At 57.6% G+C, this 19,053-nt stretch carries 23 protein-coding genes and 1 tRNA gene; 16 read left to right on the forward strand and 8 right to left on the reverse strand.

The features are described from left to right. The first annotated feature begins 50 nt into the window (after nt 1–50). Nucleotides 51–135 (forward strand) — tRNA-Leu (locus AB4P90_RS23805). Nucleotides 136–218: 83 nt separating this feature from the next. After that, nucleotides 219–548: a hypothetical protein gene (locus AB4P90_RS23810; protein ID WP_020302001.1), complete on the forward strand. Its 330-nt coding sequence runs from the start codon at nt 219–221 to the stop codon at nt 546–548. On the opposite strand, the gene AB4P90_RS23815 is transcribed toward AB4P90_RS23810, so the two are convergent. Together AB4P90_RS23815 and AB4P90_RS23820 are read right to left on the reverse strand one after the other, a co-directional pair. Beyond that, a complete protein-coding gene (locus AB4P90_RS23815) occupies nt 519–1,157 on the reverse strand; it encodes a LysE/ArgO family amino acid transporter (RefSeq protein WP_020302002.1) in 639 nt (212 codons plus the stop codon). The genes AB4P90_RS23810 and AB4P90_RS23815 overlap by 30 nt on opposite strands. A 26-nt stretch (nt 1,158–1,183) precedes the next feature. Then, a complete protein-coding gene (locus tag AB4P90_RS23820) occupies nt 1,184–1,990 on the reverse strand; it encodes a 2OG-Fe(II) oxygenase family protein (RefSeq protein ID WP_038451451.1) in 807 nt (268 codons plus the stop codon). 225 nt (nt 1,991–2,215) lie between these two features. Here AB4P90_RS23820 and AB4P90_RS23825 point away from each other — a divergent pair, with 225 nt between their 5' ends. Then, a complete protein-coding gene (locus tag AB4P90_RS23825) occupies nt 2,216–2,908 on the forward strand; it encodes an NBR1-Ig-like domain-containing protein (protein ID WP_020302004.1) in 693 nt (230 codons plus the stop codon). Between the two features lie 8 nt (nt 2,909–2,916). On the opposite strand, the gene AB4P90_RS23830 is transcribed toward AB4P90_RS23825, so the two are convergent. Then, complete coding sequence (locus AB4P90_RS23830) at nt 2,917–3,552, reverse strand: LysE family translocator (RefSeq protein ID WP_072435030.1); 636 nt, start codon at nt 3,550–3,552, stop codon at nt 2,917–2,919. A gap of 156 nt (nt 3,553–3,708) precedes the next feature. On the opposite strand from AB4P90_RS23830, the gene AB4P90_RS23835 reads away from it, so the two are divergent. After that, entirely contained in the window at nt 3,709–4,080 is a 372-nt protein-coding gene (locus AB4P90_RS23835) for a PH domain-containing protein (protein WP_014719840.1), read from the forward strand. An 80-nt stretch (nt 4,081–4,160) separates the two neighbouring features. On the opposite strand, the gene AB4P90_RS23840 is transcribed toward AB4P90_RS23835, so the two are convergent. Both AB4P90_RS23840 and AB4P90_RS23845 read right to left on the reverse strand, forming a co-directional pair. Next, nucleotides 4,161–4,736 carry a PIN domain-containing protein gene (locus AB4P90_RS23840; protein WP_038451456.1) on the reverse strand — a complete coding sequence of 192 codons (576 nt, stop codon included), beginning with the start codon at nt 4,734–4,736 and terminating at the stop codon, nt 4,161–4,163. Next, nucleotides 4,733–5,203: a helix-turn-helix domain-containing protein gene (locus AB4P90_RS23845; RefSeq protein ID WP_014719842.1), complete on the reverse strand. Its 471-nt coding sequence runs from the start codon at nt 5,201–5,203 to the stop codon at nt 4,733–4,735. The genes AB4P90_RS23840 and AB4P90_RS23845 overlap by 4 nt, the downstream gene beginning before the upstream one ends. 194 nt (nt 5,204–5,397) lie before the next feature. On the opposite strand from AB4P90_RS23845, the gene AB4P90_RS23850 reads away from it, so the two are divergent. From AB4P90_RS23850 to AB4P90_RS23860, 3 genes are read left to right on the forward strand one after another with little or no spacing between them, the layout of a single operon-like run. Further along, nucleotides 5,398–6,552: an S-type pyocin domain-containing protein gene (locus tag AB4P90_RS23850; protein WP_395605413.1), complete on the forward strand. Its 1,155-nt coding sequence runs from the start codon at nt 5,398–5,400 to the stop codon at nt 6,550–6,552. Nucleotides 6,553–6,559: 7 nt separating this feature from the next. Further along, nucleotides 6,560–6,817: a colicin E3-like toxin immunity protein gene (locus AB4P90_RS23855; RefSeq protein WP_014719844.1), complete on the forward strand. Its 258-nt coding sequence runs from the start codon at nt 6,560–6,562 to the stop codon at nt 6,815–6,817. 58 nt (nt 6,818–6,875) lie between these two features. After that, nucleotides 6,876–7,160, forward strand: coding sequence for a barstar family protein (locus AB4P90_RS23860; protein ID WP_019817493.1), 285 nt, complete (start codon nt 6,876–6,878; stop codon nt 7,158–7,160). 20 nt (nt 7,161–7,180) lie between these two features. Here the strand turns inward: AB4P90_RS23860 and AB4P90_RS23865 are convergent, their stop codons facing one another. After that, complete coding sequence (locus AB4P90_RS23865) at nt 7,181–7,555, reverse strand: cytochrome c family protein (protein ID WP_019817492.1); 375 nt, start codon at nt 7,553–7,555, stop codon at nt 7,181–7,183. 30 nt (nt 7,556–7,585) lie between these two features. Next, nucleotides 7,586–8,017, reverse strand: a complete 432-nt coding sequence (locus tag AB4P90_RS23870) for a VOC family protein (RefSeq protein WP_019817491.1) — start codon at nt 8,015–8,017, stop codon at nt 7,586–7,588. 164 nt (nt 8,018–8,181) lie between these two features. Between AB4P90_RS23870 and AB4P90_RS23875 the strand changes: the two genes are divergently transcribed. The 9 genes from AB4P90_RS23875 (at nt 8,182) to AB4P90_RS23915 (ending at nt 17,920) form a co-directional block, all read left to right on the forward strand. Continuing rightward, complete coding sequence (locus AB4P90_RS23875) at nt 8,182–8,544, forward strand: response regulator (protein WP_003194033.1); 363 nt, start codon at nt 8,182–8,184, stop codon at nt 8,542–8,544. A gap of 212 nt (nt 8,545–8,756) precedes the next feature. Continuing rightward, nucleotides 8,757–9,371 (forward strand): biliverdin-producing heme oxygenase, encoded by a 615-nt coding sequence (locus tag AB4P90_RS23880; RefSeq protein ID WP_395605414.1) that lies wholly within the window; start codon nt 8,757–8,759, stop codon nt 9,369–9,371. Next, a complete protein-coding gene (locus tag AB4P90_RS23885) occupies nt 9,368–11,596 on the forward strand; it encodes an ATP-binding protein (protein ID WP_032903662.1) in 2,229 nt (742 codons plus the stop codon). The genes AB4P90_RS23880 and AB4P90_RS23885 overlap by 4 nt, the downstream gene beginning before the upstream one ends. Before the next feature lie 441 nt (nt 11,597–12,037). Then, entirely contained in the window at nt 12,038–13,939 is a 1,902-nt protein-coding gene (locus tag AB4P90_RS23890) for an alkaline phosphatase D family protein (protein WP_019817489.1), read from the forward strand. Between the two features lie 138 nt (nt 13,940–14,077). Further along, nucleotides 14,078–15,091 carry a sensor domain-containing diguanylate cyclase gene (locus tag AB4P90_RS23895; RefSeq protein ID WP_019817488.1) on the forward strand — a complete coding sequence of 338 codons (1,014 nt, stop codon included), beginning with the start codon at nt 14,078–14,080 and terminating at the stop codon, nt 15,089–15,091. A 110-nt stretch (nt 15,092–15,201) separates the two neighbouring features. Further along, complete coding sequence (locus AB4P90_RS23900) at nt 15,202–16,455, forward strand: aspartate aminotransferase family protein (protein WP_395605415.1); 1,254 nt, start codon at nt 15,202–15,204, stop codon at nt 16,453–16,455. 144 nt (nt 16,456–16,599) lie between these two features. Beyond that, entirely contained in the window at nt 16,600–16,854 is a 255-nt protein-coding gene (locus AB4P90_RS23905) for a type II toxin-antitoxin system Phd/YefM family antitoxin (RefSeq protein WP_003194039.1), read from the forward strand. Beyond that, complete coding sequence (locus tag AB4P90_RS23910) at nt 16,851–17,105, forward strand: Txe/YoeB family addiction module toxin (RefSeq protein WP_014719853.1); 255 nt, start codon at nt 16,851–16,853, stop codon at nt 17,103–17,105. Before AB4P90_RS23905 ends, AB4P90_RS23910 begins: the two co-directional genes overlap by 4 nt. 98 nt (nt 17,106–17,203) lie before the next feature. Beyond that, nucleotides 17,204–17,920: a hypothetical protein gene (locus tag AB4P90_RS23915; RefSeq protein ID WP_014719854.1), complete on the forward strand. Its 717-nt coding sequence runs from the start codon at nt 17,204–17,206 to the stop codon at nt 17,918–17,920. A 10-nt stretch (nt 17,921–17,930) separates the two neighbouring features. Here the strand turns inward: AB4P90_RS23915 and AB4P90_RS23920 are convergent, their stop codons facing one another. Then, a complete protein-coding gene (locus AB4P90_RS23920; protein ID WP_014719855.1) occupies nt 17,931–19,052 on the reverse strand; it encodes an aminotransferase class V-fold PLP-dependent enzyme in 1,122 nt (373 codons plus the stop codon). Nucleotide 19,053 lies beyond the last annotated feature (1 nt).

The following is a 19,053-nucleotide window of genomic DNA, read 5'->3' on the forward strand; positions in this document are numbered from 1 at the left end:
AAACGTGATTGACCAACGGTAATCTCATCTCTATACTTCGCCGCCATTGAGCCCTGATGGCGGAATTGGTAGACGCGGCGGATTCAAAATCCGTTTTCGAAAGGAGTGGGAGTTCGAGTCTCCCTCGGGGCACCATCTTAAAGAAAGACCTTGAAATTCAAGGTCTTTTTTTTCGCCTGCAAAAAAGTGCCAGGCGTGGCAGTGGAGGGAGCGGGACCATGGAGTTGACGCTTGAAGCGGTTGCGTTGTTCGCGTTGAAGCTGGTGCATGAGACTGACCACGGCAGCCCATTGCTGCGCGATGATCCCGTGATGGAGGGCTATGATCGCGAGGTGTTTGGGTTGTTGGTGCGCCAGGGAAACCTGGCCGAGATCCAGTTGAAGCTCGATGAGTGCATCACCCAGGCGTTGATTGCATTGGGTGGAGCGGACAGCGTTCTCGGGCGTGAATTGCAAAGGCTATCCACCGATGTGCAAAACATCGCTCGTCTTGATGAGTTGACCTGCCCGCTGACCGTACTAAAGAGCTATCTGAAAGATGTGCAATGAATCGGTAATCAGGGTAACGGCCAGGTAAACCATCAACACCGCCACCCCTGCATCCAACCAGCGCCAGACCGCAGGCTTGCGAAACAATACCGTCAATCGCTGACAGCACAGCGCCAACACCACGAACCACACGAGTGATGCCGTCATGGCGCCTGTCGCGAACAGCGCCTGTTGGCCCGCAGGTTTCGTGGCACCGATGGAACCAATCAACACCACGGTATCGAGCCAGGCGTAAGGGTTGGCAAAGCCGAGTATGACCGCCGAGCGCAACAGCCCTCTTTGCGAGTTGCCGCCTTGAGCGTCCGGCATGGACTGATCCCGGATGCAGGCCAACAGACGTTGGCCACCAAACCAAAGCAGATACGCAGCGCCGGACAACAGCAATAGTGCCATCACCTCAGGCCGGCTTCCCAACAACGAACCTAAACCCGTGACCCCGAAAGCGATCAGGAAAATATCGGCCATTACGCAAATAGCGACAACGCCCCAGATCGGCCCGCGACCGACACCTTGGCGGATCACCAAGGTGTCTTTCGGGCCAGGGGCGGCGAACAGTCCGATACCCAAGAGCAAACCTTCGATGTAAAGGGCATTGAAGTGAGGAAACATGGACTGTTCGAGCCCTCCAGGACTATTTAGCGCAGTTGAATCGGTTGATTACCGAAACCGGTATGACGAGCATTCACAGTACTGCCCAGGTCAATGGATTTCTGGCGGTAAAAGGTCGTCAGCAACTGATCCGGATTGGGATTTGCAAAGTAGATCAATGAGCTTCTGGCGACCGGTTTGCTGGGCGCAAGTACAGCATGGTAGGCGGCAGGCACGGCATGATCGGAGAGCTCTGTCAGCAAGGAACCCGCCAGCACCGCGACCTCGTTCTCCAGAAGGCGTACCGGCTCCAACGATCGTCCTTTCATCAAAACCAGCCCTTCGCGGGTAGGCTTGATAAACGAAAGCATATGCCCGTCTTCATGAGGATCCTGGGCATATTGACGAGAATGGTCTTTCGCCTGTGGACCATAGACACATAACTGGATGTACGATGCCGCGCGAAAGGGGGCCAAGGGGGCAACGCCAAATTCCTCGCAAATGCCATCCATAACTCCCTGGGCCAACTCGCTCATCTGTCGTTCAAAACTGCCGACTGCGACAACGAAAGTACTTCGGGTGAATTCGAAAGCGGTTCTTTTTGAAGCGTGCGCGGGCCAGTAACAAAACCGCTCGCACAGGTCCGGGTGCTCCTCGGCAAGGGAGTACTCGGCGCCAAAAGGGAAAAAACCATCCGTGTCCTGGGCAAAGGAAAACTCATCCTTGATGGCCTGGGGAATGGCCGAATAGCCATCAATGATCTTTTTGTAGTCCTGCAACATCGCATCAGGAATTTGCAGGATGCCAAAGCCTGATCGGGCAATGGATTCACAGCACGCTTTCATTGGACTCATAGCTATATCCACAGATAGATGTAAAGGAATGCAACACACACAAGGTTCGCAAGCATGTGAGAAACCGCGACACTGGATATGCCAACCAAACCGGGACCTATCCATGTCTTTCACAACGTCGCCAGCAAGACCAAAGTCTGAATCGCTATGTAACCGTGACGGCGGGCAGGTTGTCCTTTTTGGCTTACAAGATGACGACTTCCACTGGAAACGGGTTTGCAAAATATGAGCATCAAAACTGGCGATACTCTTCGAGCGCTTGTTGTACGACGCAGCCGAGAACTGGGAAAACCCCTGACTAACCTGGCTAAGGAGGCTGGCATCTCCAGAACCTACCTTTATGCATTGGCGGACGGTGCTTCAAAAGATCCGTCCGTACGTACCCTGATCAAATTAGCCAAAGCGCTACGTGTCTCCCCGCTGCTGCTGTTTCGCTACTTTGCCGACCTGACCGGTGCTCCAACTGATGCTTACTCAATGGCTATCACCAACCGGGCCATTGGCTTGCACGACCCATCTGACATTGCCGTATTCAATGCAGACGTGACCACGCCTGACCAGACCGTAGTGCTGCCCGGTGAAACCTTTCAGAAAACCTGGGAGATCCAGAACCTCGGGATTCGCCCCTGGCGCGGGCGGCGATTGGTGAGAGTGGACGGTGAGTACGTGATCGCCCGTCGAACCGCTTCGGGGGAGCCATTGGAAGTGGTGATGGATAGCCATCTGCGAAGCCTGAATAACGATATTCCGATAGCAGATACTTTGCCCGGCCAGCCAGTGCATATCACCGTGGAGTTCGGAGCCCCGAGGGAGACCAGTACCGTCACCTCAATCTGGCGTATCGAAGATGAACATGGGCAGCCTTGCTACGGGCCAGCATTCATCCTGCATGTGATTGTCAACGTCATGGCGCGCTGAAAGCAGCCTTACTTGCGCCCCTCTACCGCCATCCGCACCGCCAAACCCATCAACACCGACCCCATCAGCCAGCGCTGCAGCACCTGCCAACCAGGCCGGGTGACGAAGAACACCGCGATGGAACCCGCCATGCAGGCAATCACCGCGTTGACGCTCACGCTGATAACAATCTGCAGGGAGCCCAGCGCCAGGGATTGCATCAGCACACTGCCATGACCATTAGGGTCGATGAACTGGGGCAGCAACGACAAATACATCACCGCCACTTTGGGATTGAGCAAGTTGGTGACCAAGCCCATGGTCACCAACTTGCGCGGGCTGTCCTTGGGCAAGTCGCGCACCTGGAATGGCGAGCGCCCACCCGGCTTGACCGCCTGCCAGGCCAGATACACCAGATACAACGCCCCGCCGAGCCGCAGCGCGTCGTAGGCAAACGGCACAGCCATCACCAACGCCGTGATACCCAGCGCCGCGCACACCATGTACACCACAAACCCCAGCGCCACCCCGCCCAGGGAAATCAACCCGGCCGTGCGCCCCTGGCAGATGGAGCGGGAAATCAGGTAGATCATGTTCGGCCCGGGAGTCAGTACCATGCCGAGTGAAATCAGGCCGTAGGCGAGCAAGCTGGACATATCAGGCATGGATTGGCTCCTGGTTTTTTAGGCTGCCAGCGTGAAATCCTTCGCCGACGCGGTCGTGTTGAGCGTCATGCTAGGGGCTTGCAGGCCAGGGCGTTAGATACAGATCCGCAGGCAAAACGTCATACACCGACGGCACCACTTACCCAGGACAGGCACATGATCGACTTCAACAACAAAGGTTTCTTCAAGCTCAAGCAAAACAACGAATACGCCGAACGCGTAGCGGCCCTGCTGCTGGACGGCGAAGAAGTGGTCGACGCCTACAAGGCCATGCGCGACGGCGTCGTGTTCACCACCAAACGCATCATCGCGGTGAACGTGCAGGGGATTACCGGCAGCAAGAAGGATTTCACCTCATTGCCATACAAGAACATCGTGGCGTACTCGGTGGAAACGTCCGGGACGTTTGACTTGGATTCGGAGTTGGAGATTTATTTTTCGTCGTTGGGGAAGGTGAAATTCGAGTTCACTGGCAAGACCTCGATCGTGGAAATCTCCCGGCTGATTTCCAAGCATCTGCTGAGTTGATCCGCAGGCACCCAAAAGACCTTGGTGTTTCAAGGTCTTTTTTATTGCGGCTCAGCTGACGTACACCGGGCTCATCCTGCTCACAGCATCATTTCATAGGGTCCCATTGCCTTGCTAGTCTGCACCAAGCCCTGCCGCATCAACATCTCAAGATAACTTCCCGCCTCCATCGCGGGCTTCTTCAACGCCCTCCTCTGCTTCTGCGCCGCTCCCAACACTGCCGCCTGATCCAAATCCCAGAGATCCGAAATAAAGTCATCCGGATGCATCGGTTCAATGTCATAGGCAGCCAATATATGAGGTGGAAAGTCTTTCAAATTGAAGGTCACAATAACCTCAGCTTTACTCCGAATTGCCGCCGCCAACACATGCCGGTCATCCGGGTCTGGTAAATCCAAACTCGAACACAGATCCTCATATCCCGTCACCAACGCGTCAGGTATAGCAATGTCCATTAGCGCCGACGTGCAGTCCACCTGAGCCGCCGTAAGATCGGGTCGGTTCTTAAGTACGTTTCGCTTCCACTCATCCTGAATCTGGCCAGTCCATCGCGCTCGATACAAACCAGACAAACCAAGCCACATGAGTAAGTCCCTAAGTGCCGCAGGATAGAGAACACAAGCATCGTACACCGCAGTAAAGGGCGAACACCTCATCCGTCATACCCCATTCCCAACTCTTGGGCCTGTTGAACCAGCGCTTCCATTGCCTCTTGGCTTTGCTCGTCACGCCGTTGCTTGAACGCCATCAAATCCGAAAAACGGACTCGCCGATGTCGGCCCGTTTTTGTAAAGGGGATGGCTCCTTCCTCCAGCATCTTGACCAAATGCGGGCGTGACACATTAAGCAGGTCGGCAGCCTCCTGCGAGGTCAACTCGGCATGAACCGGCACTACCTTGACGGCATTGCCCAGCGCCAATTCGCCCAGAATATCGACCAGCAGACGCAGTGCGGAGGTTGGTAGGACAAGCCTGTGTGGCTTGTCTTCTTTGTCGAAGATATCGATGCGCTGGGTTTCAAATTTGGTCGACAATAGGGACGCTAATTCACGCTGACCTTGCACTGCCGCCTCGACTTCTTTTTCCAGCGGAAGGATCGTTTTGGGAAGATTGTTGATGGTCATGATGCAACTCCGGCCTTACGCAATTCAGTTGAGGTCAACGCTAAACGAAACAAACGAAAATCGCAATATTCGAAACAATGCTGGCGACTCACGTACCAGTCAACTTTTCCCACATCAACTGACAAATTGAGCTGATATCGGTTTCTGACTCCCCCTCATAGGCTCACTCCCTCGCACAAGGAAGTGAATCGGTCATGTCAGAACGCTTTTATCCACCCACCGAACAAGCGTTACTCAAGCGACGAATCCTCACCCGGCAACCGTCGCGTGTGCCGCATTCGCCTACTATCGATTTTTTCGAGCCATCCCCTGCCCAGCCACCTACACCAGCCCAACCTCCAAGCTGCGTTTTCATAAAACCATGCCAACTGCCTGACGGTATCGCTCATTACTCGAGCCCCACCGGTTTTGTCCCACTGGAACTGATCAAGGAGTACGGCCATGTAAGTCTGTTGGGCGGGCGCGAAGTGGACGCCCGGGGCGCGGTTGCCTTGCGCAAGATCAGTGGCAGCGCACTGCCAGCCGGCTTAGGGCAGTTGGCATTGCGTTCAGCGTTTTTGGAGTCGGCGGCGACAGTCAGCGCATCCGTCGCTGGTAGCCTGTTGACAGGATTGGTAGCGCTGGCTTGGCCGTCGGATCTAAATGATAGCGCGCTCTACAACGAGGAACAGTTGCGTTCGCTGCAACGAGCGCGTTCGCAAATGCGGCTGCATATCGAGCAACGCGACGACGGCACGCTTAAGGGGTATGGGTTTTACACAGGTAACAATGCCGATTGGCAGATGATTGACGTGGTGCAGTTTCAAAACCGCAGCGGCCAGTTAATAGCAGATTTGAATAATGGCGTAGAGCTGATCTGGACGCCCTCCGTTGATCCAAATGACACCTTAGGTGTTCCGGCATTGGAGGCTGCGCCGCAAGCACCCGTGATCTGGATCTACCCACCGACTGAGACGGCGGCGCAGATTCTGGTTAACCCTATTTACCCACCGGCCTATCGGGATTTTATTCTGGTGTTTCCGGCGGGGTCGGGGGTTCGGCCGCTGTATGTGGTGGTAGGTGCCAAGTCTGGGGATCACAAGTACCACAAAGCGCCTGACACTGAACAAATAACTGGCTTTGAAAAACTGATAAAAGCAAAACCCAAGACTCCCAGACAAGGAGGCGCCGGGCTGAGAGAACGCTGGATTGAGGAAAAAGGTCGGAAGATCTATGAATGGGACTCTCAGCACGGAGAGCTGGAGGTTTATCTAGCGAGTGATGGGAGCCATATAGGTGCGTTCAACCACATAAGCGGCGAGCAGCTAAAAGGGCCAATCAGAAAACGAAACATCAAAAAATATCTGTGAGGGCTACATGGGACTAAAAATAAGGTTGGAATGGTTCGACAGAACTACAGAGAGGCTAAACGGAACGGAGAGTTCAGCGGACTGCGGAGATGACTACTCGGTGATTTCCACGCTCGGGTTGTTGAGCGCAGTGGACGTCAATAACGGCATGTTTGAATTGCGCAGGGAATGGCTATCAGTGATACAGCCACACTTTTTTCATGAAATTGCTCTTTCAGAAAGTGACTACTTCATCGCATTTGATTACGAAGTTGCAAACGAGTAATGCAGACTCAAAGAATTCAGCCTGAGCTGTAGTAGATGAAAAAGCAAATGGTGCACAAGTGACCCGAACATCCATCATCAAAATAGACCTGACCCGCATTCAGAACCCCAAAGAGCTTCACGCCACGCTGGGCACTTCACTCAACTTCCCCACCTGGTATGGCCAGAACTGGGATGCTTTTTGGGACGCCATCACCGGCTTGGTAGAAATGCCCGAGACGCTTGAGTTTTCTGGTTGGGATATTTTTTCAGAGTGCCTACCTCACGATGCCAAGATGCTGCGGCAGTGCTTGGCTGAGCTCGCGACCCATTACCCGGACCTTGCGTCGCGGGTTCGCTACTGATGCCCGTCAGCCTGGGCGCCTCACTTGGGCTGGAATGTCGCTAAGTACGCCAGGATATTTTCAATCTTCTCTTGGTCACTGATCCCCCAGAAGATCATCCGCGTGCCACTCACCACCGACTTCGGATCTTCAATGTAGGCCGCCAGTTTTTCCCGTGTCCACACCACGCCTGAGTTCTTCATCGCATCCGAATACTGATAGTCCGTGGTAGTACCGGCAGGCCGGCCAATGATGCCGTTCAGTTCCGGGCCAAAACCACCCCGCGCGCCTTCACCAATGCTGTGGCAGCCACCGCAGGTCTTGGTGAAGAGTTTGCCGCCCGCGTCGGCGTCGCCCGCAGCGAACGCGGGTGCGGCGATAACGGTCAGGACGAGGGTCAATAACACATACTTCATTCACGTATCCCTATCGGCTGTTGCCGTGGATTATGCCTGTTCGACCGGCCTTTCTCCCAGCCGCTGCACCAGACGCACCAGATAACCGTCCGGGTCTTGCACGATGAACTGGCGCTGCCCGGCCTCCACGTCACCGGCTCGGTACCAGGCATCTTCAACATCGCGGAACAATGGCCAGCCAATGTGCGCCAACCGTTGCAGGATAGGCGCCACGGCGGGCACATCGATTTGCAGGTTGATGCCGCGCCCGAACGGTGGCTGCAACGGTGCGGTCAGCCACTGGCCGGCGTCGGGGTCGTATTGTTCGAGCATGATTTGCGCGCCGTGCAGGTCGAGGTAGGCAAAGCCTTCTTCAGCGCGCTGGTAGGCGATGGTGAAGCCTAACTGTTCTACCCAGAACGCCAGGCTGACACTGAGGCGAGTGACGATCAGTTCCGGCACGAGCGGGTTACGGTTAAACATGGCATTCCTTGGGACGGCGGGGTGGCGTTCACCTTAACGGATTGTCGTGCCCATGGCTCACAAGCAGTCAAACGACCACCCATCGATTAAAAAACATCCAATCGAACCTATCCGGCCACCTTCCACTCCACCTTACTGAACCCCCTGATGGTGGAGTAAGGATCATGGCTCAGCCATCGATTTTGGTATTGGAAGACGACGAGATCATTCGGGCGTTGATGGTAGATGTGCTGGAAGACTTTGGTGCGGTGGTGACATCGTTTGCATCGGCAGACGAAGGGATGATTTACCTGGAGCGCGGCGATGACCCGGTGGATTTGATTGTCAGTGATATTCAAATGCCCGGCTTGCTCAATGGTTATGACTTGAGCCGTGTGGTCGCCCACCGCTGGCCTGAAGTACAAGTAGTGCTGACCTCAGGTAATACGAAAATCGCCGCCGAGTTGGGCAGTTCCGTGCGGTTTCTGCCCAAGCCCTGGAGTACCGACCACTTGCTTGAGTGCGTGCAGACAGCATTGACGCACTAGGGCCTGCCCCTGCGTTGATAGCAGCGCGATATCATTTCAACCGAACTTGAGGGCCAGTTCTGCGGTCATGTAAGGTGCAGGGAGCGACTTTTCTGATCCGCTGGTCAGCCTTTTCGCTTCTGCGTTCAGCTGACGACAATGAGTTGTGTAGAATCGTCGCCCATTTTCACGCGTCATTCATGGCCGACAGGCCCACAGTTCGAGCTCATTGAATGCATTCACAGGCCCATGACGTTAGTGCGCCCTCCTTGTTGGAAACGTTGCGCACGGGCACGGGCCTGCTGCATGTGGCGTTGGAACAGCGCCTGCCGTTTTTTTCCGAGCGCCTGGATGCCCAGTGGTATCGGCGCCTGCTGCAAGCGTACTACGGCTTTTATCAGCCGATGGAAGCGGTGCTGTGTGACAGCGGTTTGATTCCCGATGGATATGAGCCTGTGTTGCGTGTGAAAACGCCAACACTGGTCCATGACCTGCACGCACTCGGCCTGACTGACCACGCCATCCATGCCCTGCCTCGCTGTGCCCAACTCCCCGTATTAGACACGCCGGCTGCGTGTCTCGGCGCCCTGTATGTGCTGGAAGGCGCCACCCTGGGTGGCCAAGTGCTGCGCCGGGAAATGGCCCTGCGCCTGGATGTGAACGCCGACAACGGCGGTGCCTTTCTCAATGTATACGGCGCCGAGACCGGACGGCGCTGGAAAGATTTCCTCGATTATCTGAGCCGCCAGCCACTGGATACAGATGCCGCCGCGCGCGCGGTGATGGCGGCCCGTTCGACATTCAGCGGCTTTGAGCAATGGCTCGACAGCCAGGAGGTATTGCTATGAAACCCGAAGATTTTGAAGAGCTGCTTGCCAACTGCGCCGACGAACCCATTCGTTTTCCGGGGGCCATCCAGCCCCACGGCGTGCTGCTGACTTTGTCGGAACCTGGCCTGAACATTATTCAGGTAAGTGCCAACGTCGGTACGTTGTTCGGCCACGCCCCCGAGGCGCTGTTGGATCAACCGTTGCACAGATTGATTGGCGAGGAGTACGCCCAGGCCGTGCAAACCATGGCCGAGGACAGCGCATTCCTGGACTCGCCGCCCCTGCTGATCACCTTCAAGGGTGAGCAGTTCGAAGGCCTGTTGCATCGCCACCAGGGCGTGTTAGTGCTGGAATTCGAACCACGGCTCAAGGATTTCAAACCCCGAGCGCACAATGGCCGCACCAGCGATCTGGGCAAGATGCTGCACCGCCTGCAATCGGCAAAGACCTTGGAGGCGCTCTACGCCATCACCGTCAACGAAATCCAGGCCATGACCGGTTATGACCGGGTGCTCATCTATCGCTTCGAAGAGGAAGGCCATGGCCAGGTGATCGCGGAGGCCTCGGCGCCGTCAATGGAATTGTTCAACGGGCTGTTCTTCCCCGCGTCCGACATCCCCGAGCAGGCTCGGGAGCTGTATCGCACCAACTGGCTACGGATCATCCCGAATGCGTCCTACGAACCGGTACCGCTGGTGCCCAAATTGCGCCCGGACACCGGGCAGCCCCTGGACCTGAGCTTCGCCACCCTGCGCAGCGTGTCGCCGATTCACTGCCAGTACATGCAGAACATGGGCGTGTTGTCGTCCATGAGTATTTCGTTGATGAAGGGCGACAAACTCTGGGGCCTGATCAGCTGCGGCAACCGTGAGCCGCTGCTGGTACCTAATGACCTGCGCATGGCCTGCCAGACCATCGGCCAGGTGCTGTCATTGCAGATCAGTGCCATGGAGGCCCTGGAGCTGACCCGCCAGCGCGACGAGAAAGTCCAAGCGCTGGCGCTGCTGGACCTGGCGATGAAAGCCTCTGCCAATAACGTCTTCGACGGCCTGGCCCAACAAGGCCGAATGCTGATGGACCTGACCCTCTCCGGCGGCGTGGCGATCATCGAAGATAAACAACTGCACCGCTACGGCAATTGCCCGGAACCGGCGCAGATACGCGCGCTGCACAAGTGGTTGCAGGCCAACGGTGAACCGGTATTTTCCAGCCATAACCTGGCCTCGGTTTACCCGCCTGCCGCTGAGTTCCAGAGCGTGGCCAGCGGCGTGCTCGCCATGAGCTTGCCCAAGCCTGTGGATAACGGTGTGTTGTGGTTTCGCCCGGAAGTCAAAGAGAACATCCACTGGAGTGGCGACCCGCAGAAGCCGCTGAATCTGGAAACCTGCGACGCGGGCATGCGCCTTCGCCCACGCACCTCGTTTGAAATCTGGAAAGTGGAAATGGCCGGCATCTCCACCAAATGGAGCCATGGCGACCTGTTTGCCGCCAACGATTTGCGCCGCTCGGCCCTGGAGAACGACCTGTCCCGCCAAGTGCTGCGCGAGCAACAAGCGGTGCGTGCGCGGGACGAGCTGGTCGCGGTGGTTTCCCACGACCTGCGCAACCCCATGACCGTCATCTCCATGCTCTGCGGCATGATGCAAAAAGCCTTCAGCTCCGATGGTCCACACACCTCACGCCGTATCTCTTCCGCGATCGACACCATGCAACAGGCCGCCGGGCGCATGAATGTGTTGCTGGAAGATTTGCTCGACACCTCGAAGATCGAGGCCGGGCGCTATGTGGTCAAGCCGGTGGCGCTGGACGTCAGCCAGATCTTTGAAGAAGCGTATTCGTTGCTGGCCCCCCTGGCCTCGGAAAAAGGCATCGACCTGTCGTTCAATGTCGAGCCCGGCCTGCAGATCAAGGCCGACCCGGAGCGCTTGTTCCAGGTGCTGTCGAACCTGATCGGCAATGCGATCAAGTTCACCCCACGCCAAGGCAACATCGGCATCAGCGCCATGAGCAACGGTGAGGAGATTGTATTTTCGGTGCGAGACTCCGGTGAAGGCATTGCACCGGACGATTTGCCCCATGTGTTCGATCGCTATTGGACCCAGACTGAAAACAACCCCACCGGCAGCGGGTTGGGGCTGTATATCACCCAGGGGATTGTCCAGGCTCATGGTGGGCGCATCGAGGCCGAAAGTGAGTTGGGGTGCGGTAGTGAGTTCAGGTTTACGGTGCCAAAGCCTGCCTGAAACGCGCCCATTTTCTAAACCCAACATGCGGATACCTTTGGCCGGGAACGAACAACCCGGCCAATGCCACTGAAACGGTGCGCACTCAAAGGAAGTATTGGTGCGACAACAGTCCTCCAATTGAGTAAGGGGTTTACCGATGATCATTGGCAATTCGTTTGACAGCTTGAGCTATAACATCCAGCAAGGCATGAAAGCTAACCAGCCTTCAGCCAATCCCGCCCCCACCTCTTCGCCGATTGGCAGCCCCCCACAGGGGCAGGACACGCGACCAAAACCCAAAGATTCGGGTATGACCTCTCTCGGAGGAGGCAAACTGCTTTAAACCGTTAGGAGTCACCGGCAACGAGTGCAACGCAACGCGCTGCACTTGCGTTAACAAAACACTGACATCCTCTGCGTTATCCTTTCCAGTCCCACTTGGTATGAGCTGCATTCTTCATGGGTCAACCTGAAATCCTGCCTGCCGTGATCGCCGGCCCCTTGCTAAGACGCCTGGAACCACAGCGCCTGGTTATCTGGTTGGTGGGCAGTCGTGCCCTGCCCCTGTGCTTGCGGCTGCAATTACCCTCGGGCGAGGCGCTGGATATCCCGCTCGATGCAACGCACTGCCAAGTCGTGCCCGTCGGCCGCCATGCCGTTATCCACCTGATCGACATAGCCCTGAGCCACGCCCTGCCACAGGATGAAATCATCGGTTACGACCTGTTGATCGACGGCCTCGGCATTGCACAATGGGCACCGCACTTGCTGTATGGCGACGCGACTACGCCAAGCTTCGTGCTGCATAGCCGCATCCATCACTTGGTGCATGGCTCGTGCCGCAAACCCCACCATCGTGCCGACGAAGGCTTGCTGTGTGTCGACCGTCTGTTGGCGGACGCCCGCACACCGCTCGAACGCCCAGCCTTGCTGATGATGAATGGCGACCAGATCTACGCCGACGACGTCGCAGGGCCCATGCTGCGAGCCATTCACGGGCTGATTGCGCGCCTGGGCCTGTTCGATGAGTTTCTAGAGGGTGCGGTGGTGAGCGACAGCGCCAGCCTTTATGGGCATCGCGCCAGCTATTACCACCGGGCCGACCTGCTCCCTGCGCTGGACAGTAACGAGACCTTGCGCGAACGCTTTTTCGGCGGTGTGAAGAAACCCATCTTCACCAGCAGCACCGCCGACAATCACCTGGTGACCTTTGCCGAAGTGATCGCCATGTACCTGCTGGCCTGGTCGCCGGTACCCTGGACGCTGATCGCACCAGAACCGCCGCCGCTGAGTGCGCAAGAACAACAACGCTATGCCCGCGAACAGGTTCATATCGATCAGTTCCGCGACGGCCTGCCTGGGGTAGCGCGGGTGTTCGCGCACCTGTCGACGCTGATGATGTTCGACGATCACGACATCACTGACGATTGGAACCTCAGCGCCCAGTGGGAAGAAACCGCCTACGGCCACCCCTTCTCCAAGCGCATCATCGGCAATGCCTTGCTGGCGTATCTGTTATGCCAGGGCTGGGGCAACCAGCCCCAGGTGTTTGGCGAACTGCTGGACCAGACCCAGGCACTGACCGGCCGGGTACAGGCCAATCATCTCGAGGCGACGGCGCAAGACGCGTTGCTGGAGGCCTTGCTGAAATTCCAGCAGTGGCACTACGTATTGCCCACCACCCCGGCGCTGGTGGTACTCGACACCCGCACCCGACGCTGGCGCAGCGAGTTCACCCTCAAGCAACCTTCCGGCCTGCTGGACTGGGAAGCCTTGAGCGAACTGCAACAAGCGCTGCTGGACCATCCATCCGCCATCATCGTCTCGCCCGCGCCGGTCTTTGGCGTCAAGCTGATAGAGACGGTGCAAAAGGTCTTCAGCTGGTGCGGTTTTCCCCTGCTGGTGGACGCCGAGAACTGGATGGCCCACCGCGGCGCCGCCCAAGTGATTTTGAATATCTTCCGCCACTCACGCACGCCAGGTAACTACGTGATCCTTTCCGGTGACGTGCATTACTCGTTTGTCTACCAAGTGCTGATCCGCCACCGCAACGGCGGCCCCAAGATCTGGCAAATCACCAGCAGTGGCATCAAGAACGAGTTCCCGCCGCGCCTGCTGGAATGGTTCGATCGCCTCAACCGCTGGCTCTACTCCCCGCGCTCGCCCCTCAACTGGTTTACCCGCCGCCGCACCATGCAGGTGATGCCTTATATCCCAGAGCATGCCGAAGCGGGTGAGCGGTTGTGGAACTCGGCGGGCATTGGCCAGGTGTTTTTCAATGAGCAGGGCCAACCGCAGGCCATTTACCAGCACAACGCGGATGGAAGACCTCGAACAAAGATGATGGCGCCAGAAAAATAGCGTTTCGCCACTCGTCATAAGCAGCACACCTGCCCTATTCAAAGCGCGCAAGCGCCGATGTACAGTAGCGCCAGCCACGGAGTATCGGCGTCAACCATGACTGGCCTTGGGCGCCAGCCCCCCGCAGGAAGCGCGCAGATGGACGATACATCCGGCAAAGAACCGCTACGCAATGAGGTGTCCGACCTCAACGTCGACCTGTTGCACGCCATCATGGAACTGGTCAGTGATGGCATCTGGGACTGGAACGCCAATACCGGCTTCGTCTACCGCAATCCCGGCTGGTACGAAATGCTTGGCTACTCCCACCACTCCCTGGAAAACAGCGTCTTCACCTGGGAGAACGTGATCCACCCCGAGGATTACCCTCGCGTGATGGCGGTGTTCGATGACTACATCAGCCAACGCGCCGCTCATTACCGGGCCGAATACCGTTGCCGAAAAGAAGACGGTACGTACCTCTGGATCGAGGACCGCGGCTACGTCATTGCCCGCAACCCCGACGGTTCCGTGGCGCGCATGGTCGGCGCACACCGCGATATTCATACGCGCAAATGCTCCATCGAACAGTTGCAAAAGCGCAACCAGTCCCTGGAAGCACTGGTTGCGGAGCGCACCCTCGAGTTGTCGCGCGTCAACCAGCAACTGCAATTGCAACTGGACGAAAACCGCTCTTTGGCCGAGCGGGACGCCCTGACGCGCATCGCCAATCGGTACCGCCTGGAAAAGGTGCTGCTGGAGGAATGCGACCGCGCCGAGCGCTTCCGCCTGCCCTTGGCACTGGTGGCCATGGATGTCGATGACTTCAAGCCGATCAATGACCAATACGGCCACGGCGTCGGCGACCAGACGCTGATACGGGTAGTGGAACACCTGGAAGCCTGCGTACGTAAAAGCGACTTGCTGGCGCGTTGGGGCGGCGACGAGTTTATGGTGGTGCTGCCCAAAAGCAGCCTGGACACGGCCAAAGAGTTGGCCGAAAGGATTCGCCATAAAATCAAGGCGGCGGCCCCCTTGGGCGCGTTGAACGTTACCCTGAGCCTGGGCGTAGTAGAGCGGCGCATGGGGGAATCTCCGGCGGCGCTGATGGCGCGGGCCGATCAAGCCTTGTACCGATCCAAGGCGGCGGGCAAGGATGGGGTGTCGGAATAGGCCGCAGCTCCTTCCAAGGTGGAATGACCCGGCAACTTTATTTCGTTTGCGGCAAGGCCAGGCGCGCGGCTTAGATAGCGCTGCGCCCACCACTGCCGAGTCTCCGAGTCATGAGCCACGCTAGCATCAGCCAGTCGATTTCCATCGTTCACCCCATCAGCCTGAGCCACGGTAAAAACGCCAAAGTCTGGGACACGGCGGGCAAGCGTTACATCGACTTTGTCGGCGGTATCGGCGTACTCAACCTGGGCCATTGCCACCCGGCCGTGGTGGCGGCCATTTGCGAGCAGGCCACCCGGCTAACCCATTACGCGTTCAACGCCGCACCGCATACGCCCTACATCGAGTTGATGCAACGCCTCTGCGCCTTTATCCCGGTGAGCTACCCCGTCAGCGGCATGCTCACCAATAGCGGTGCCGAGGCGGCGGAAAACGCCCTGAAGATCGCCCGTGGTGCCACCGGGCGCACGGCGGTGATCGCCTTTGACGGCGCCTTCCACGGGCGCACCCTGGCGACCCTCAACCTCAACGGCAAGGTCGCGCCCTACAAGCAGAAGGTCGGTGTACTGCCCGGCCCTGTGTATCACCTGCCCTACCCCAGTACCGATAACGGCGTGTCCTGCGCCGAAGCGCTGAAGGCCATGGAGCGTCTGTTCAGCGTGGAGATCGACGTAACCGATGTGGCCTGCTTCATCATCGAGCCGGTACAGGGCGAAGGCGGTTTTCTCGCCCTGGACACTGAGTTCGCCCAGGCGCTGCGGCGCTTCTGCGACCAGCACAACATCCTGCTGATCATTGATGAAATCCAGTCGGGTTTTGGTCGCACCGGCCAGCGTTTCGCCTTCTCGCGCCTGGGCATCGAGCCGGACCTGCTGCTGCTCGGCAAAAGCATCGCCGGCGGCATGCCGCTGGGGGCGGTGGTCGGGCGCAAGGCGCTGATGGACAACCTGCCCAAAGGCGGCCTGGGCGGTACCTACTCGGGTAATCCCATCGCCTGTGGGGCGGCGCTGGCGACCCTTGAGGTGATGAGCGACACAAACCTGCACGCCTGGGGCGTCGCGCAGGCGGCCGCGATTGTGGGCCGCTATGAAGCCTGGCGCGCACAGCAACTGTCGCCCTACCTGGGCCGCCTCACCGGTGTCGGCGCGATGCGGGGCATTGAACTGGCCCATGCCGACGGCACACCCGCCCCCAAGCAACTGGCGCAACTGCTGGAGCTGGCGCGAGAGGCTGGCTTGTTGCTGATGCCCAGCGGCAAGTCGCGGCACATCGTGCGCTTGCTGGCCCCGCTGACCATTGAGCCTGAGGTGTTGGAGGAAGGTCTGGATATTCTCCAGGCGTGCCTCGAAGAACTGGACGAGTAACATGTATCAACAGGTTGGACGCTGCTCCACTCAGTCGTTGAGCTTGTTCGTGAAGTCCGGGCGAGGTGGATGACCGTTGATAAGATTCCCGTTGTGGATATGTACGTATTTCTGTACGTTAAACCCACCCAACAAGGAGTCCCCATGGAAACTATCAACTACACCAACGCCCGAGCCCATCTGTCCGAAACGATGGACCGCGTCAACGATGATCACGTCCCACTTCTACTGACTCGACAAAAAGGCGAGCCCGTGGTGATGATCTCGTTATCAGAGTTCAATGCTCTGGAAGAGACGGCTTACCTGCTGCGCTCGCCTAAAAATGCCGAACGTCTCATTAACTCAGTCAACAGCTTACGAGCAGGCAAAGCCAAGCCAAGGCGGTTGATTGAAGAATGAAAATACTCTTTACCCCTGAAGGCTGGGACGACTACCTCTGGTTTCAACAGAACGACAAAGCCGGGCTCAAGCGCATCAATCTCTTGATCAAGGCCATACAAAGAGACCCGTTCGGCGGCGTGGGCAAGCCTGAACCCCTCAAACATAACCTGAGTGGTTTCTGGTCTCGACGAATCACCGCGGAGCATCGTTTGGTTTATGGCATCGAGGATGATGAAGTACAAATATTGATGTGCCGCTACCACTACTGAAATTATTCTGACGCCCCAGCCACCTTGACCTGATCCCCCCACCCGCTGAAAATGCCCGACGTTTTTTGTCTCTCCGCATACTACGCAGTGAAATTTTAATGTCTGATTCCTACACCGAAAAATCCGCCGAAGAATCCGTAGTCGCCCTGCACGCCAAAGCCGAATACGAAAACGCCATCAATCTTTCACAGCATGTGCCAGCCGCCAAGATCATCAGCGAGATGGTGCTGGACGCGTTTCACACCTCCAAGGAAAGCGACCAGATCCGCGAGCTGCGCGTTGCCATCCGCCAGGCCCACGATGCCTTCGATGATGACAAAGCCTATGAGCTGATGGGCCAGCTCAAGCAATTGAAAGACGCCGAAGCCGCAGACAACGCCGCCCTGGAACACCTGAGCAGTCAGTTCTCGATCAGCCGCATCCTGTCCAGCTTCAAGGACGATCCCGAGTTCCAGGAACTGGTCTATGGCCTGGCCCTCAAGGTGCTTAACCAGTCGCACCAGGCCATCAGCAACCCGAGCGCCGGCAAGGGCAAAGCTGCACGCGCCAAGAAAGACAGCGAAGTGTTTGTGATCAGCAAAGATGGCATCAGCGTCACCCTGCCGCTGCGCACGCCGCGCTCCAAGCTCAATGTGGACCGCGAAGCACTGGAGTTCCTGGGCTTCACCTTTGTAGGCGAAGGCAGCGAGGCGGAGCTTGCGAGCGAAACCTTCATCGACAACAGCGGCGCCGAGCAGCCGGTCACGCGCAAGAGCATCGTGACCGCGCTGCAACAGCAAAGCGCCTTTGACGGCTACGCCATCGCCGCCCAGTAAGTGCCCAACACTACAAACTTCGCAGGGTCAACAGAGCCTGCTCGACCTGGGCGAGAGTGATATGCCGGCCCACCGAGGCACGCACAAAGTGTGTGACGCCCAGGTCCTTAAGCAACAACGGAGTGTGAGCGGTGGTGCCTGCCCACAAGTTGAGCCCCAGCTCGCGGGCTTGGCCGACAAATGCCTTGGCCGGCAGGTTGTGCGGCACAAACGAGACAATTCCAGTCTGCTCGAACTGGTCGCACATTAGCGTCAACTGCGGCAGGCGCCGCAATTCCTTCGCCAGCAGCGCATAGGGCTCTGTACTCACCTGCCCGCCGCCGACCTGCACATACTCCTGCAGCGCCGTATGCATGCCCACCTGAGCCGAGAGGCTCTTTTCAGCAATTTCCAGCACCCGCGCACTGGCCACGTCCAGCCGGTTGACCTGGCCATCGGTGCTGGCGGCGTGCAAGTCGGCAAAATTGAGCTGCAATTGGCCAAGCAAGCGTGGCGACACGTAAGCAACCCCACTGCCACGGGGCCCGCAGAGAAACTTGCGGCCCGCACCTGTCAACAAATCACAATGGATATCCCGCACATCCAGCGGTAACTGCCCCAACGACTGGCAGGCATCCACCACATACAACGCATTCGCGTCCTTGAGCAACGCGCCCAGCGCTTCCACCGGATTGATCACCCCACAGCACGAAGGCAGGTGCGACACACTGACCAGGAACACATCATCGTCCAAATGACGCCGCACCCACTCCAGATCCAGCGGGCTGGTGGCCGTGGTGGGGATCACTTCGACGCGAATGTCACTCGATAACTTGAGGTAGTTGAAGAAGATCAGGTTGGCCGCGTACTCAGAAGTTGATACCCAGACCCGCTTGCCCCGGGGAAATTGCAGTTTGCCGAGGATGCTGGTCCAGGCTTCGGTGGCACTGCTGAAAAAACCAATCTGTGAAGGCTGAGCATTCAACAGCCCGGCCATCACTCGGTACAGGTCGACGTTGAGCAACTCTTCATAGGCAAGCTCGGCTTCATAGCTGCCTATCTGCGCTTCAATGGAGGTAAAACGCTGTATAGCATTGAGCGTGGCCGACGACATCAGGCCCGCACCGGCGGTGTTCAAATGCACCCTATTCATT

Source organism: Pseudomonas sp. B16120, from assembly GCF_044218845.1.
Taxonomy (GTDB): domain Bacteria; phylum Pseudomonadota; class Gammaproteobacteria; order Pseudomonadales; family Pseudomonadaceae; genus Aquipseudomonas; species Aquipseudomonas paracarnis.

Coding starts and splice junctions, on each gene's coding strand:
- AB4P90_RS23810 (WP_020302001.1), top strand. CDS start 219: ATGGAGTTGACGCTTGAAGCGGTTGCGTTGTTCGCGTTGAAGCTGGTG.
- AB4P90_RS23815 (WP_020302002.1), bottom strand. CDS start 1,157: ATGTTTCCTCACTTCAATGCCCTTTACATCGAAGGTTTGCTCTTGGGT.
- AB4P90_RS23820 (WP_038451451.1), bottom strand. CDS start 1,990: ATGAGTCCAATGAAAGCGTGCTGTGAATCCATTGCCCGATCAGGCTTT.
- AB4P90_RS23825 (WP_020302004.1), top strand. CDS start 2,216: ATGAGCATCAAAACTGGCGATACTCTTCGAGCGCTTGTTGTACGACGC.
- AB4P90_RS23830 (WP_072435030.1), bottom strand. CDS start 3,552: ATGCCTGATATGTCCAGCTTGCTCGCCTACGGCCTGATTTCACTCGGC.
- AB4P90_RS23835 (WP_014719840.1), top strand. CDS start 3,709: ATGATCGACTTCAACAACAAAGGTTTCTTCAAGCTCAAGCAAAACAAC.
- AB4P90_RS23840 (WP_038451456.1), bottom strand. CDS start 4,736: ATGAGGTGTTCGCCCTTTACTGCGGTGTACGATGCTTGTGTTCTCTAT.
- AB4P90_RS23845 (WP_014719842.1), bottom strand. CDS start 5,203: ATGACCATCAACAATCTTCCCAAAACGATCCTTCCGCTGGAAAAAGAA.
- AB4P90_RS23850 (WP_395605413.1), top strand. CDS start 5,398: ATGTCAGAACGCTTTTATCCACCCACCGAACAAGCGTTACTCAAGCGA.
- AB4P90_RS23855 (WP_014719844.1), top strand. CDS start 6,560: ATGGGACTAAAAATAAGGTTGGAATGGTTCGACAGAACTACAGAGAGG.
- AB4P90_RS23865 (WP_019817492.1), bottom strand. CDS start 7,555: ATGAAGTATGTGTTATTGACCCTCGTCCTGACCGTTATCGCCGCACCC.
- AB4P90_RS23870 (WP_019817491.1), bottom strand. CDS start 8,017: ATGTTTAACCGTAACCCGCTCGTGCCGGAACTGATCGTCACTCGCCTC.
- AB4P90_RS23875 (WP_003194033.1), top strand. CDS start 8,182: ATGGCTCAGCCATCGATTTTGGTATTGGAAGACGACGAGATCATTCGG.
- AB4P90_RS23880 (WP_395605414.1), top strand. CDS start 8,757: ATGCATTCACAGGCCCATGACGTTAGTGCGCCCTCCTTGTTGGAAACG.
- AB4P90_RS23885 (WP_032903662.1), top strand. CDS start 9,368: ATGAAACCCGAAGATTTTGAAGAGCTGCTTGCCAACTGCGCCGACGAA.
- AB4P90_RS23890 (WP_019817489.1), top strand. CDS start 12,038: ATGGGTCAACCTGAAATCCTGCCTGCCGTGATCGCCGGCCCCTTGCTA.
- AB4P90_RS23895 (WP_019817488.1), top strand. CDS start 14,078: ATGGACGATACATCCGGCAAAGAACCGCTACGCAATGAGGTGTCCGAC.
- AB4P90_RS23900 (WP_395605415.1), top strand. CDS start 15,202: ATGAGCCACGCTAGCATCAGCCAGTCGATTTCCATCGTTCACCCCATC.
- AB4P90_RS23905 (WP_003194039.1), top strand. CDS start 16,600: ATGGAAACTATCAACTACACCAACGCCCGAGCCCATCTGTCCGAAACG.
- AB4P90_RS23910 (WP_014719853.1), top strand. CDS start 16,851: ATGAAAATACTCTTTACCCCTGAAGGCTGGGACGACTACCTCTGGTTT.
- AB4P90_RS23915 (WP_014719854.1), top strand. CDS start 17,204: ATGTCTGATTCCTACACCGAAAAATCCGCCGAAGAATCCGTAGTCGCC.
- AB4P90_RS23920 (WP_014719855.1), bottom strand. CDS start 19,052: ATGAATAGGGTGCATTTGAACACCGCCGGTGCGGGCCTGATGTCGTCG.